The 14797-nt window shown below is 59.5% G+C and carries 10 protein-coding genes and 1 tRNA gene; 1 reads left to right on the top strand and 10 read right to left on the bottom strand.

All coding sequences use genetic code 11. The annotated features are described in order from the left end of the window. The 8 genes from U9R61_RS09465 to U9R61_RS09430 form a co-directional block, all read right to left on the bottom strand. Positions 1–2124, bottom strand: a 2124-nt coding sequence (locus U9R61_RS09465; protein WP_322488567.1) for a hypothetical protein, incomplete at its 3' end; no start/stop codon positions are given. 207 nt (positions 2125–2331) lie between these two features. After that, positions 2332–3651, bottom strand: a complete 1320-nt coding sequence (locus tag U9R61_RS09460) for a nitrate/sulfonate/bicarbonate ABC transporter ATP-binding protein (protein ID WP_322488566.1) — start codon at positions 3649–3651, stop codon at positions 2332–2334. 72 nt (positions 3652–3723) lie between these two features. Further along, on the bottom strand, positions 3724–5442 hold the full coding sequence (locus U9R61_RS09455; protein WP_416208839.1) for an ABC transporter permease: 1719 nt from the start codon (positions 5440–5442) through the stop codon (positions 3724–3726). 132 nt (positions 5443–5574) lie between these two features. Beyond that, on the bottom strand, positions 5575–6924 hold the full coding sequence (gene mgtE / locus U9R61_RS09450; RefSeq protein ID WP_322488564.1) for a magnesium transporter: 1350 nt from the start codon (positions 6922–6924) through the stop codon (positions 5575–5577). Positions 6925–7466: 542 nt separating this feature from the next. Next, the gene (locus U9R61_RS09445) at positions 7467–8258 is read right to left on the bottom strand and encodes a CAP domain-containing protein (RefSeq protein WP_322488563.1); all 792 of its coding nucleotides are present in this window, start codon (positions 8256–8258) and stop codon (positions 7467–7469) included. 685 nt (positions 8259–8943) lie between these two features. Further along, a complete protein-coding gene (locus U9R61_RS09440) occupies positions 8944–10866 on the bottom strand; it encodes a heavy metal translocating P-type ATPase (protein ID WP_322488562.1) in 1923 nt (640 codons plus the stop codon). Positions 10867–10903: 37 nt separating this feature from the next. Next, the gene (locus U9R61_RS09435; RefSeq protein ID WP_322488561.1) at positions 10904–11686 is read right to left on the bottom strand and encodes a TrmB family transcriptional regulator; all 783 of its coding nucleotides are present in this window, start codon (positions 11684–11686) and stop codon (positions 10904–10906) included. 75 nt (positions 11687–11761) lie between these two features. Next, a complete protein-coding gene (locus U9R61_RS09430) occupies positions 11762–12652 on the bottom strand; it encodes a dienelactone hydrolase family protein (RefSeq protein ID WP_322488560.1) in 891 nt (296 codons plus the stop codon). Positions 12653–12810: 158 nt separating this feature from the next. Here U9R61_RS09430 and U9R61_RS09425 point away from each other — a divergent pair. Continuing rightward, positions 12811–12887 (top strand) — tRNA-Arg (locus U9R61_RS09425). A 124-nt stretch (positions 12888–13011) separates the two neighbouring features. Here U9R61_RS09425 and U9R61_RS09420 read toward each other — a convergent pair. Further along, positions 13012–13890, bottom strand: a complete 879-nt coding sequence (locus U9R61_RS09420; protein WP_322488559.1) for an anti-sigma factor — start codon at positions 13888–13890, stop codon at positions 13012–13014. Between the two features lie 14 nt (positions 13891–13904). Further along, positions 13905–14504 carry an RNA polymerase sigma factor gene (locus U9R61_RS09415; protein WP_322488558.1) on the bottom strand — a complete coding sequence of 200 codons (600 nt, stop codon included), beginning with the start codon at positions 14502–14504 and terminating at the stop codon, positions 13905–13907. Positions 14505–14797: the final 293 nt, after the last annotated feature.

Below are 14797 nucleotides of genomic sequence, written 5' to 3'. Positions count from 1 at the left end.
CAAAGCGTGGATGAGTGGCGCAAGGGCTCGCAGATCGCTGAGCAAGTCGGGACGCACACGGCTGGCGAGAACGGGTAGCGTTTCCACCCAGCAGGGGTAGAGCCAAGCGCGTGGCCTGTTTGCCAGGCGCTCGGCCACCGTCGCCAGCACCTCGGCGCGCTTCTCCACATCCCCGATCTCCCGCGCCGCCGCCAGCACCTCCGGCCAGAGGTCAGGAACGCGCTCGGCCACCGCCGCCAGCACCTCGGCGCGCCACCAGTCATCCTCAATCGCCCGCGCCGCCGCCAGCACCGCCGCCAGTACCGCCGCCGGAGCACGCGCCGCCACCGCCGCCAGCACCTCGGCGCGCTTCCAGTCATCCTTAATCTCCCGCGCCACCGCCAGTACCTCCGCCAGCAGTACCTCGGCCGTGATGCACTCTGCCAGCGCCACCAACGCTTCAGCGCGGTGGTTCTCATGCGGCATCTGGCGAAGATAAACCAGCGCCTGTGGCATAGTCCACATGCCATGCTTTACCAGCGCTGCGAGTAATGCCGTCGGCAGGTTCGCCGCCAGACTGTGGACGCTGGCTTCAATCAGCGCGCAGCGGATTTCCAACCCTAAGTACGGGGTATGGTCGTTGCGTTCGGCAGCACAGCAGTTTTCTTCGCTGGCGCGCTTCCACACAGCCTGGACGTCACTCAGGTAGCTGCCCAAAGCGCCTTCCAGCATTTCCCAGGCCTGTGCCCAGGCATACGTTTCCACCAGCGGGCGCAGGTCGCTCAGCGGGAGGCCCGCCCGCTCCATATGGATGCGATAGTAGCGCACCACGTAGGGCGGTGCTTGCTGCGGCGAGAGCGCGCTGCTCTGCAACTTCGCCAGCACATCACGCCCCCAGCTTAAGAAGCGCTCTTCCATCTTTCGCTGCTCGTTTGGGGTCAGTTTGTTCCAGAAATACTCGCCTAAGCGCGGGTGGGCAAAGACGTAGCCATCACCGCTGAGCACCACAAAGCGCGCCAGCGGGCGCAAGCTGTCTTCCAGCGTCCAGGAATCCAGCCCTGCGGATGGGTCGGCCAGCACCAGCAGGTCTTCTTTGCGCAGCGGGCCGAGCGCGGTGGCGAGCAGGTTCAACACGGCGCGCACACCGGCCTCACGCAAGGGGCTTTGCACGCCCCACAACACGCGCTGGTCGTCCCACCAACGCTCAATGTAGCCCTCGTAGCCGGGGCGCAGGCTGCGCAGGTCTTCTGGCTTCAAGCGACGAACGGCTTCGCCTTGCGCCCATAGGTCGGCTACATATAGGCCGGTCAGCAGCGGGTCGCCCTCGGTCAGACGGTAGAGTTCTTCAACGATGAACGGTTGGCGGGCGAGTTCGTCCAGCGGGACACCCATCTTCTCCAGCACATCCCGCAGGCCGAGGTGGTTAAGCGGCAGCAGGTCGAGACGGGTGACGTTCAGCCGCTGCCAAACCAGCGCCCGCTGCCAGTCGTCGGCGCGGGGACGGTCGACGGTCAGGCGGGCGCTGACCAGCACCTTCAGCCCCGGTAGCGGGTGTTGCGGAAAGAGCGCCCCGTCCGGCCTCCAGTTGGCGGCTTCGTCCAGCCCGTCCAGTACCACCAGTAGCCCACCGCTAGGCGGCTTGCGGTCGAGATAACTGCGGCAGAGACCGCGCCAGACTTCATCGGGGGTGTTAGCATCCGTAGGGACGTCTTCGTCAAAGGCGCGCGCCAGTTGCGCCGCCAGCGAGGCAAAGGTGACGCTAGCCAGGTTGGTGCTGAACCGGATGCTAACCGGCACGAACACTGTTTTCAGGTCTGGCTGGCGCGTCCGTAGGGAGGTCAGCCAGCGCACCAGCAACGCAGATTTGCCCCTGCCTGCCGGAGCGGTAAGCAGAGCGTAGGGCCGGTCCGGGTCGCTCAGCCAGGCGTCCAGGTCGCGGAGCTTGTCATCACGCCCACCAAAGGGAACCGGTCTTTCCGGTGTGCCCAAGTAGAGGGTGAGGAAGTCCTGGATGCGGGAGGCGTAATCCATCGGTAAGCGGCGGATGGGGGCAGTGAGATATTGGATGACGGTGTTGGCATCACCCGTAATAATTGGTGAACCGCTTACAATTCCCTGAATGTTGACCGTCCGCTCGTCGGGCATACAATGATCTCCTCGGCACAGAAACGGCGGCAAGCGCCTGGCTTACACCTGATTATTGTCGCCGGTAATAACGCAACGACGCGAAGTACGCGGAAAGCGCGAAGGGTTTTGGAGAGAGTAACAGTACTCTTGCATTCGCTAATGCCTTCTCCTCTGTACACTGTTCCACTGTTGCGTGCTCTGCGCCTTTGCGTTAGCGCCTTTTCGCTAGCGTTCACCCCCCACCGTGGTCGGCGTCTCAAGGAAAAATCTCCCCTCAGCATCATCATACGCAAACAGCTCGGCGTAGCGCCCCCACTCCAGCGCGATGTCGAGCTGCCGTTCAGCCACTTCGGGCGGAAATTCCGGTTCGAGCGCGGTGAGTAACACCTCCCAGCGCAACGATTGGTTATCGGCAGCAGAGATCATACGCATCATCCAGCGGAAGAACGGCAACCGCCGCAACCGCGAGGCAAAAATCTCTTTGCGGGTTTGAATGCTCGCCTCGGCAAATGCTTCACCGAGTGGGGTGAGTATCAGGTTACCGCTCTCCACCCGCGCAAAGCCGAGTAACTCAGCCGCCTCGATCAGCGGCAACATCTGGTCGAGGTCTAAACCAAGTTCATCTTGCAGTTTCGCCAGCGGATCGCGCTCGTCGTCGGTGGCATTGGCCTGTTCGAGCAGACCGGCCAGCGCCGTGACCGATGCCGCCGGCAGCAGGCGCGTTTGCCCGTTTTGACCCGGCTCGGTGCCGTACTCAATTGCTTCGGGTTGGGTTTGCCCGGCCAGCACCGCGTACACCCGCGCTACCAAGGCAGCAAACGCATCGGATTTGCGATCGCGCGGGTGGGGCAAGTTGACCGGCACTTCAGCTACAATCCGGCCCGGATTTTTGTCCATCACCACGATCCGATCAGCCATGAAAACCGCCTCTTCGATATTGTGGCTGACCATCAACACCGCCCGAATCTTCAGACTACCGCCCGTCCACAATTCCAGCACCTCGCCGCGCAGCGTCTCGGCGCTCAGCACATCGAGCGCGCTGAACGGCTCATCAAGGCAGAGCAGCTCTGGGTCAACCGCCAATGCGCGGGCAATACCAACCTTCTGCCGCATACCGCCCGACAACTCACGCGGGTAGGCTTGCTCGAAACCATCAAGACCAACCAGATCAATCAACTCCACCGCTCGCCGGTGAGCTTCCGCTTCATCTTTACCCCGCGCTTTTAAGGCCACCGCGACATTCTCTTCCACCGTCAACCATGGGAAGAGGGCAAAGGTTTGGAAGACGATCGTCGCATACGGATTCACGCCCTCTAGCGCCTTGCCCCGATAGCGCACCAGCCCCTCGCTAGGCCGGTTGAGACCGGTGATGATGCGCAAGAGCGTACTCTTCCCACAACCCGATGGGCCGAGTAAAGCGACAAACTCGCCTTCGGCAATGGTCAGGTTAATATCTTGAATGGCGGTAAACTGGCGCGTGCCACGCCCGTACCGTTGCGTCACACCCATCAGTTCTACCAGTGGCTTGGATTGTGTTATCTGCATAGGTCGCTCCTAATCAATTTCGTAACTCGACAGGGGGGTTCGTTCCGTCTTCCGCCACCGTCACAGGTCATCCTATTCCATCCGATACTTTGTCTCGGCCAGTCGGTACAACCGCCGCCACACCAAGCGGTTAATCGCAACCACGGCGATAATCATAGCCAGAGTTGCTGCAAACAAACCGGCAAAATCACCGGCGGCGGTCGCAGCGGCAATCTGCGCACCAATGCCAAACGTCTGGTAGGTCTGTTGGTTAAACACGACATACTCGGCGATAATACTAGCATTCCACGCCCCGCCGCTAGCCGTGATCAGGCCAGTAATCAGATAGGGAAACAGACCGGGCAAGATCAGCGTGCGCCAGCGCTCCCAGCCGTGCAGTTGCAGCAATTCGCTGGTAAAGCGCAAATCTTGCGGAATGGCCGCCGCGCCGGCAATCACGTTAAACAAGATGTACCACTGAGTACCGAGCATCATCAAGACGACCGCGGCGAGATTCAGACCGCCGGGAAGGGCCAGAAACGCCAACACCAACACCGGAAAGAGGGCCGTCGCCGGCACCGACGCCGCGATCTGCACGATTGGCTGCAACATGGCCGCCACCCGCGGGCGCGTGCCGATAAACACCCCGACCGGCACCGTCCACAGCAGCGCAATAGTCATCGCCGTCGCTACTCGCAGCATCGTCGCCCCCACGCTAAGCACAATTACACCCCATTGTGCTGGAGCCACACTTAGCAACAAGCGACTTCCAACCCAGCCACCCCAACCGACCAATAACACACTCACCACCAGCAGCCCAATCCCCACCCACGAATGCCGGGGTGCGTCACTAAGGTACGGATCGGGGGCAGGATCGCGGCCGAATTGGCGGGTAATCACCCGATTAATGGCACCCGCCAATCTCCCCATCCAACTTGCCAATACCGACTGCTGGATCAAATTGTAAAACCACGACTGACCCTCATCATCATCGCGCTCGATCATCTCTAGCCGAAATTGGCCGGCCCACGCCAACAACGGTCGCCACACAAACTGATCGAGCACGACAATCACCACCACCAGCGTTAACACACCCCAGCCAATAGCCATCAGATCACCGGTATCAGCCGCCGTATGCAAAAACGACCCCAACCCCGGTAGACGAAAGTCGCGCTCGCCGAGTGTGAAGATTTCGGCTGCCATGAGAAAAAACCAACCACCAGCCCAGCTCATCATACTATTCCAAACCAATGCCAGCGCACCGAACGGAAATTCGAGGGTGGTAAAGCGTTGCCAGCGTGAGAAGCGAAAGATGCTGCTCGCTTCACGCAGCTCGCGCGGGATGGTGGTCAGCGATTGGTACCACGCAAACGTCATATTCCAGACTTGGCTGGTAAAGATCAGCACTATCGCCGTCAATTCAACCGCCCACGCCTCCGGCAACACCGCGCTCAGACTCAGCAACACCACCGGCAGAAATGACAAAATTGGCACACTCTGCAAGACATCGAGCAGCGGAATCAGAATCCGCTCGGCCCGCGCATTGTAAGCCGCAATATAGCCGTAGATAAGCGTGAAAACAACTGACAACAGATAAGCTAACGCCATCCGCGTTATCGAACGCAGTGCATAAAAAGGCAGCGCACTCAACGACAGATCAATCTCCGGCCCCTGCACTATCGCCGGTGCGCTCACTGCCCCACCAATCGCTAACGATAAGATGCTCAACAGCACCAACAGCAACCAAATATCGGCTCTTATCGAAGTTGATTGCGTTGGAGGCGTTGGAGTAAAAGTACGCGGTTTGAACATAATACTAACCTCTTATCCGCTTATCAAACTCATTCCGCCTCTCCTGCGCCTTAGCGTCCCCCCTCCGCGCCTTTGCGTCCCTTGCGCCTTAGCGTCCCCCCTCCGCGCCTTTGCGCCCCTTGCGCCTTAGCGTTACAATCCTAACAAATACGTCGCCAGCGAGAAGTAGATCAACACTCCACCAATATCCGACAACGACGTCACCAACGGCCCACTCGCCGTCGCCGGATCAAGGCCTAACCGCCGCAGAATAAAGGGCAATGACATTCCGATCAGACTTCCCATCAGCACCAAGATTAACATCGTCAGCGAAACCACTCCAGCCACCTGCCAGCCCACTCGGATCACCCCCAACAACCCGACTGCAAGCGCCATTGCGCTACCCAACAGCAACGCAACCAGCAGTTCTTTGAGCAGCAGACGCCACCAATCACTCGCCTCGACATCACCGGTCGCCATAGCACGTACCGTCAGCGTCGCCGATTGCGAACCGGCATTACCGGCGCTGCCGATCAACAATGGTAGAAAGAACACGAGTGAAACCACTGCCGCAATTGTTTCTTCAAAAGCTGCAATCGTCGCCCCTGAAAAGACATTTACAAATACCAACGCTACCAGCCATGGAACCCGCTTCTGAACCAGTTCAAAAACCGGTATCTCCAGATAGCTACCACGCAATGGCTCAACTGCCGCGCTGCGGTGGAAGTCTTCAGTCACTTCCTCTTCAGCAACATCGATCAGGTCGTCGAACGTGACAATCCCCACCAACACACCATCCGAATCGACGACCGGCAATGCCGGTAAGCCATAGCGGCGCAGCGCATCAACTGCACGCTCACGATCATCAAACGCCGACAAGACAACATAACTCTCATCCATTAAACTGCGTACCGTTTGCGACGGCTCGGCCAAAATAAACCGGCGTAGTTCAATGGCATCGAGCAACCGCCATTTGTCGTCGGTGACGTAGATCACATCAATCGTTTCGCTATTCCGACCACGCAGACGAATATGTTCGAGTGCCCGGGCAATCGTCCAATCGGGCCGCACGGCCACATAATCAGGCGTCATCAAGCGCCCGACACTCTCTTCAGGATAGCCAAGCAACTGGCGGGCCTCGCGCAAATCCGCCGGACTTAGCAGATTAAGTAGCTTTTGTGTCACCTGACCGGGCAATTCCTCGAACAACTGCGTGCGGTCGTCGGGGCTGAGGTTAGTCAAGAGCAGCCGCGTCTCTTCTTGACTAAGACTGGTCAACAACTCATATTGATCATCGTGTTCGAGGTAAGAAAAGACATCGCCGGCCAATGCGCGCGGCAGGACGCGAAAAACGAGCATCCGCTCGGCGGCAGAAAGTTCGCGCAAGAGATCGGCAATCTCAGGGGCCGGCCAGCGCGATAATTGCTCACGCAAATCGAGCCAGCGTTGCTCGGCGATAAGCGCTTGTACTTCATCAATACGGGGAGTTGGGAAAGTGGTCATTGTCACCCCCTTGTACATCTTGTCAGCGACACAGGGGTGACAACTACAACGCAAAAAACCCCGGTGGGATTACCTCACCGGGGTGCATTGCGATGATTAGGCTACGGCCTATTCATGCCGGCACAACAAACCGATGAGGCCGGTAGATGCGTTGATTGTTATCACCACACTTTGCCGCTGGCCAGAATGACTACTATCCATAGCGGTTCCGTTCCTCATCGTGTAGAGCCGTTGCCTGAAAGGCTGTATTACTATACGCCTGAAGCGGGGATTTGTCAATTGTGAATCGAAGGGGCAATTGCATAGCCCGTGCGCGGCAGCACACCGCGCAGGCGCCCTTCGCGCTCGCCGCTTGTCATTGCGAGCCGCGCGGAGGGGCAGAGCGCTGCTCTGCCCCCCTTGCTCAGGCATTCCTTCCACCCAAGCAGGAGATTGCTTCGGTCGGGCGGCCCCCACTCGGCGCAGACCGCCGCCCCCACACAATGGCATTCAGGTTACTTCCCGCCGTTATGGCATTCCACACAACGACAGATAATCACCTGCTACCATACCACCAACGGCACAAACAACCGGTGCGGGCCGGTTATCAACGGCGCGGCGCTCTGCAAGATAATAGTGTCGCTATTGCGATAAACCGTCGCGCCGTCGCGTATCTCCACCAAGACCGTGCGCTCGCCGCTGCCATCGAGCAGCGTCCAAGTGTAGTTGGATTGATACGGCATCCACTCCGTCCAATTGATGCCGTCGTTGCTCAGCCGCATCTGTTGCGCCCAGCCGGCGCCGTAGATGTAGAGGTTGGCATTCGTCGAGCCGGTCACTGCCGCTTCACCGTTGATCACAACCGGGTAGGTGTTCCAGCGACAGCCAAAGGTCTGCGACCAATAGTGTTTATAGATAGTCGTGCTCTGATAGGTGTAACCAGCGCCAATCTCGCAGAGGCCGGCGCGCAGGATGTTGCCCCGATGGCCATCACTGTTCATCCAACCATCCATAACCACATCTGGCGTTGGATGCCCCGCCGCCAGATTCTCGGCAGCCAGCGAATAGTTATATCCGAAAGCGGGAAACCGCTGGCCGATAGTGCGCCCAAGGCTATCAGTGTGCGACAGCGTATTCTGGCTAGCATTGTCTTGTGTAATCCAATCGGCGGCGGCTTGCAGGTTGTCGTTGCGTTTGAGCGGCGGCAGGCCGTTAGCCATCCGGATCTGGTTGGTCAATTCGATCACCTGCTGGCGAACATCGGTCTGCGCTGCGAGCGGCGCCGGCGCCGCCGCTATGGTTGCGCACCACAGACTGAGGAGGAACAGGCGGGCAACCACATATCGAGCACGCATACGATCCTCACACGACTTGAATATGCTGGATTTAGTGTAAAGTGATTACGATGTTCTCGCCAGAGAGAAATAAGTCCTACCCTGCACTAGTGCAGCCGTACCTTAGTGTTGCCGCTCTCTGCCTATCAATGCTATGAATAGAAAGTTTACCATCCCTCCATAGCCAACCCTATTCGATCATGCTGTCTTTGATGATTTGACAATTGCCAGCGGTATGGTATGATCAATCAAATTGTTCATTCTCCCTTGTCCTATTTTCGGCAATCGCGTTACCGAGACTATCCGGTTCTTATGTCTACGATACAACACATCTTTCACCAGTGAAATAATCTCTGTCTTTAGCTGCCATAGGCCAGATATGCTTTCCATCGTGGTTTCACCATCCACTAGTTAGAAAGACTTGCTCACGACAATGAATCTGCTCAAAAACTTCTACGTGGTTGTAGGTGTGATCATCTTTGTCTTTATCTTGGCGATGGGGATCTGGCTCAGATTTGGCCGGCGTGAGTCATTGTAACACGCAAAACACCGCGATCCGGACTGGCGGCGGCCTTGACGGTGGTCGCGATCGTGTTGGAGTGGCTGCGGAATACGTTCGGGTTGCATCTCTAATTCGCCATAGCAATACGAAGCGGGCCGCTAGTTTGGCGGCCCACTTCTATACTGCATGCATTAGCCGGCTCTATCAGCGGAACATCAATAGCCGCAAGCCGTTGAGCACCACAATGATCGTGCTGCCTTCGTGCCCGACGACGCCGAGCGGCAACGGCACGCCGATGGTCAACGTGGTCAGCACCAGCACAACTACCACCGCTAGCGCGAAGGAGATATTTTGCCAGACCACGCGCTGGGTGCGGCGGCTGAGCCGCAGCGCGTAGGTGATCGCGCTTAAGTCGTCGCGCATCAAGACCAGATCGGCGGTTTCGAGCGCAGCGTCGGTACCGGCTGCTCCCATTGCGATGCCGACCGTCGCCGCCGCTAACGCCGGCGCGTCGTTTACGCCGTCACCCACCATCGCCACCGCGCCATAGCGCTGGCGCAACTGCTCGACGATACGCAGCTTGTCGGCGGGCAGCAAGCCGGCATGGACTTCATCAACCCCTAGCCGGCGCGCCATCGATTCGGCCACCTGCGGGTTATCGCCGGTCAGCATCACGATCCGCTCGATTCCAGCAGCGCGCAGCTCAGCAATCCGTTGGGCCGCGTCGGGCCGTTCGCGATCCATCACTGCTACCAACCCTAACCACTGCTTGCCGCGCCGGGCGAGCAACACGCTGCCCCGGCCCTGCGCCATCAGCTCATCGGCGCGGGCCAACAGTTCTGACGGCACGATCATGTCGGCTTCGGCAAACAGGCGCGGCGAACCGACCAGCGTCTCAACCCCGTCCCAGGTGGCCCGCACCCCCATGCCGGTGACCGCGGTGAACTGATCGGGGGGCGCAATGGTCATCCCACGCTCTTCGGCGGCGTGCAAAATCGCGCGCGCAATCGGATGCTCCGACGGCTGCTCGGCGCGGGCCACAATCGCTAACAACTCCGCCTCATCCACCCCCTCCGCCGGCACGAGATCGGCTAGGGTAGGCTTGCCAAAGGTCAAGGTGCCGGTTTTGTCGAAGGCAATCACCCGCACCTTGCTCAATTCTTCGAGATGCACGCCACCCTTAAACAGCACCCCGCGCCGCGCCCCAGCCGCAATCGCGCTTAGCAGCGAAGCCGGTACGCTGATCACGAGCGCGCACGGCGAAGCGACCGTCAGCAGCACCATACCGCGGTAGAAGGTATCGGCGAACGGCACGCCAGTCAGCGCCGGCACGGCAAGGATGAAGAGCGCCACTGCCACGATCACGCCAATCGCGTAGCGCTGCTCGAAATACTCAAGGAAGCTCTGCGACCGCGCCTTGCGCGCCTGTGCTTCGCTCACCATCGTAATAATCCGGGCCAACGTACTCTCGCTGGCCGGCTTGGTCACCCGCACCTCCAGCGCGCCGGTCTGGTTGAGCGTACCGGCCAGCACCGCCATCCCCGGCCCCTTCTGCACCGGCATCGACTCGCCGGTCAACGCCGATTCGTCAAACGTGCCGCTGCCCCGCTCGATCACGCCGTCGAGCGGCACCCGGTCGCCAGGACGGAGCAGCACCACATCACCCACCTGCACCGCCTCGACCGGCAGATCGAGTTCGCGCCCATCGCGGCGGATCGTAACTGTATCGGGACGCAGTTGCATCAACGCGGTAATCGCTTGCTCGGTGCGCCGCATGGCGTAGGCCTGCAAGACATTGCTCAGCGAAAAGAGGAAGAGCAAGATCGCACCCTCGGTAAACTCGCCGAGGTAGCCTGCGCCTAAGGCAGCCAACACCATCAGCAGATCGACCTCAATCGACCAGTGGCGGAGCGATTCGATGATAGTGCGCACGGCGTAAAAGCCGCCAAAGAAATAGGTCGCCAGATGGACGGCTAGCGTGATCGACTCCGGCGCACCCGATCCTTCTAGTATCAGACCAGTGACGATACCGATCAGGGTCAAAGCGACAAAGGCCGGTTCGAGGATCTCGTCGTTGAGCAGCAGCGTCAGGCGCTGCCAGGGTGCAGTATTGGAAATGGTAGTCATGACAATCTCCTCTCCACCGCCGGGTTGGATTACCGAGTTACGAATGCAACACTTGCCGGTCTTCGGGATCGAGGCGGGTCAGCAGATCGTCGCCGAGACGAGCAAAAATGCGCTGTGCGAACAATTCCATCCAGATAAACTGGCGCGCAATCAAAACCATGTTGCGGTTAGTAGTGACGGTGGCCGTTGTCGCCACGTGGCCGGAAGCGATCAAAAACTCGCGTTCATCGGCCACGACGATCAGCGTCTCGACCATGCCGTGCAGCTCGGTCTCGCGTTTGGGGTGGCGCACCACTTGGCCAAACGAAAAGGGCGCTTCGCCGGTGAGGATCACCCCTAGCGCCACGCCGCGCGCATGGGCATCAGCCAACGCCGGATAGAGCACTTCGACATCGGCGTCAGTCAGCACCAGCATCAACTCACGTTCAGCGCCTTCAATCAGATCGCGCGCCGCCGCTAACGCTTCGCGCCTCCCGCTAAAATTCCACAGCCGATCGCTCTCTTCGTGACGAAAGAGCGGCATTAATTGGCTGCGTAGCGTCTCGGCCCGCTCGCGTGCCTCGCGCTCGTAGCGGTCGAGCAGGATCGCCGGTGAGATCGGGCGATATAACGTCGCCTTCTCTTCAACCGACTTCAGCACCGCACCGCGCGCTTCCAGCCGCCCCAACGCCTCGTAGACCATCGATCGCGGCACGCCAGCCAGCTTGCTGATCTGGTAGCCGGTCGCCGGATACTCGGTCAGCAAGGCGAGATAGACCCGTGCTTCGTACTCGGTTAGCCCCAGCGCCGTAAGTTGTTCGAGCAAGTTCGTTTCTATCATAGTTGTTCATTTCCGAACTACTAAAAGTGTACCACACGGCACGAGTTTCGTCAAGAGGATCTTCGCAAACGTTGTTCACCACCCGCAAACAAAGCGGTGGTGCAGTGCGCCGAAGAAGGTGATCGGCTGGGTTGGGGCGAAACGTTCCGGCAGCCGCTGCGACGAGGAGGATTGGCCGTGCAGCGCCTCAGCCAGAAACGCGCGCAACAACCGCCATGCCTCGCCGGGAGCGCCGCCAGCGTTGATCGCTTCTATCCCGCCAACAAACGCGTGCGGCTGGCCGGGGAAGACGGTAAAGCGGGTGTCAACCCCCGCCGCTTTCAAATTGCGCTCAAGCTGTTCGACCTCGCTCAGCGGGATCGAGGCATCGGCCCCGCCGAAAATGCCCAGCACCGGGCCGCGAATCTGGCGCAACGCCTCATGATCAACTTCCGCCATGCCGTAGAAGATGCCGGTCGCCGCTACCGCTGGGTTGTGCAAGGTGTAGAGCAGCGACGTGCGGCCACCATAGCAAAAACCGATCACGGCGATCCGATCTGCCAATACATCGGGTCGCGCCGTCAGCCACGCGAACACCGCGTCGAGATCGGCTTGCACCTGCGCCGGCGGCGTGGTCGACACTTGATAGATCGCGCGCGGGATCCACGTCGTGCTGGCTCCGCGGAAGGTATCGGGGGCGACGACCACATAGCCGTCGGCGGCGAGCGCGGTCGCCTTTTCGATGATGTCAGGCCGTAACCCCCACCATTCGTGGATCATGATCACGGCGGGATGCGGGCCGGGAGTAGACGGCTCGGCGACAAAGGCCCGGATCGGGCCGGCGGGGCCGGGGATCGCGGTATTCGTGAGCACTGCGACGCGCCCACTGCCGATCAATGCGTCGATCGGAATGCTCAATGCCAACCCAGCCACCGCCACCACAATTACCCCCACGATCCAACCAAGCACCCGTTTCAATCGTCGCATGCGCCACCTCGATACGATTCTTCTCTCACACCCAAACGCACCTCAGAAGAATGCAACAGGCCACAAAAAACACCCTCTGCGCTCCTCGGCGATCTCTGCGGTAGATTCACCGTCACGTTGACAGCTCGCCGGCAATCGAGTATACTTTAGGCCGGAATGACTCCGTAGCTCAATTGGATAGAGCGTCAGCCTCCGGAGCTGAAGGTTGGTGGTTCGAGCCCACTCGGAGTCGCCAAATATGAGACCCGCCCTCGAGGGCGGGCTTCTCTTTTTCTTGACAACCGAAACGGTGGTCTTAGGGGCATAGGTAGAGACATAGCGACGCTATGTCCCTACCTGTCCCTACCGCCACCGACCGTTCACAACGTCCCGGTCAAAATCACCTCAACCTCACCCGGCACTGCGTCGGTCACCGGTTCAACCGTCACCATCACCTCGGTAAAGGCATTGACTTCACGCGGCGCATTGACGACGAGCGTTGCTAATCCAGCCGCATCGACTTGGAAGGTGCCGGCAGCGATCCGCTGCACGCCATCGCTCAGCCAAAAGCGGTAGACTCGGTCGGGTTGCAGCGGCGGCAACCCGCTAAAGACGACCACGGCCTGCGATTCGCCGGGGTACATATACATCTCACCCCGCGCCGCGAGATTGGCCTTTGCCGGGTGCAGCTCACGGGTCGCCACGCCGGGGGCGCTGACAAACGACACCAACAGCCGCTCGTGGGCAATCTGTTCATTCAGGCGCGCAATCTGCTGCTCGGAGCGGGTCAATTGGGCGGCCAACTGAGCCTGCTGCGCTTCACTCGCCCCCATGGTTTGGCGCAAATCGCTGACCGCCGCCAACAGTTGCTGGTTCGTCTCAGCGAGAGTGGCCATCTGCCCCTGTAGCGATACAGTCAAGCCGCCGAGAAACAGCACCATCACCGCCAGCACGGCCACTATCGCCGGCGCCAGCCAGCCGGCGCGGCGCGATGAGGCAAGGCGGGCAACCGGCGCGCGCTGCGCCTGATCGGCAGCGATCCGCTCCATCAGCCGCGCGCGCACATGGGCCGGCGGCGTAGCCGGCGCTGCCGCATACGGCAACAGGGCAACCGTTTCGCGCAACTGTTGCAACTCGGCGCGCGCAGTGGGTGAAGTATTCAGAAGCTGATCGAGCGCCGCTAGATCAGCCGGATCAAGGCTGCCTAACGCCGCGGCAGCGAGCAGTGATTGTTCATTTTCGCGATCAGAGTCGTGCATTGCTGGCTACTTTTCTAGTGATCGTGCGGGTCTATGCCGTAGTGAAGCAATGCTTGCTTCAATTTCTGTAATCCCAGCCGGATCCGGGTTTTGATCGTTCCTAGCGGGCTTTGGAGATGATCAGCGATCTCGCGCTGCGATAGCCCGCCGAAATACGCCAGTTCGATCACTTCACGCTGATCGGCTGGCAAATCGGCTAACGCATCGGTGATCAAGCGACGCCGTTCGGTTTCAATCGTCGCTTGTTCAACATTCTGCTGCTGATCAGGCAGTGATGACAGCAGATCGTCATCACGGCCGGCCACCATTAGCCGTGCCCGCCGGCGCCGTAATTCGTCAATGCAGAGATTGCGCGTAATCCCGAACATCCACGGTAAAAAGGCGCTATGAGCCTGAAAGGTCGCCGAGCGCTTCCAAATCCGCCAGAATGTCTCTTGCACAACCTCTTCCGCTGGCTCAGCCGCACCGAGCATCCTCAGCGCGAGACCGTACACTACTCGCGAATGCCGATCATAGAGCTGCGCTAACGCTGCGCTGTCGCCAGCCACGACCAGTTCCATTAATGATTCATCGCTCAACCGGGCCAAGCGGGCCGCATCGTGCGGTTGGGCCACAGCCAACCTCTCATAAGATATACGCTCACTACCCCGGATTGGATGCCTCTCAATCCGGTGATGCGCGAAGATTCCACGCACTTATTATACACGGCGCAAACGCTTTTCGGAAAACAGCACCGTACTGCTCATCACCCGTGCGTTTTCACCATAGATATGGTACAGTTATATTGAATCGAACCATGTGTTTGACAGCCGTACTGAATATGTTATAGTTCGGGTTGTGGCGAATATCACAAGGTGATGATACATTACCTTTCTCTCTGGCAAGGCGCGCCACAATCGCCGGATCG

The organism is Chloroflexus sp., assembly GCF_034431535.1.
Taxonomy (GTDB): Bacteria; Chloroflexota; Chloroflexia; order Chloroflexales; family Chloroflexaceae; genus Chloroflexus.
Note: the sequence above shows the minus strand (reverse complement) of the source record. Positions and strands in the feature narration are given on the sequence as shown.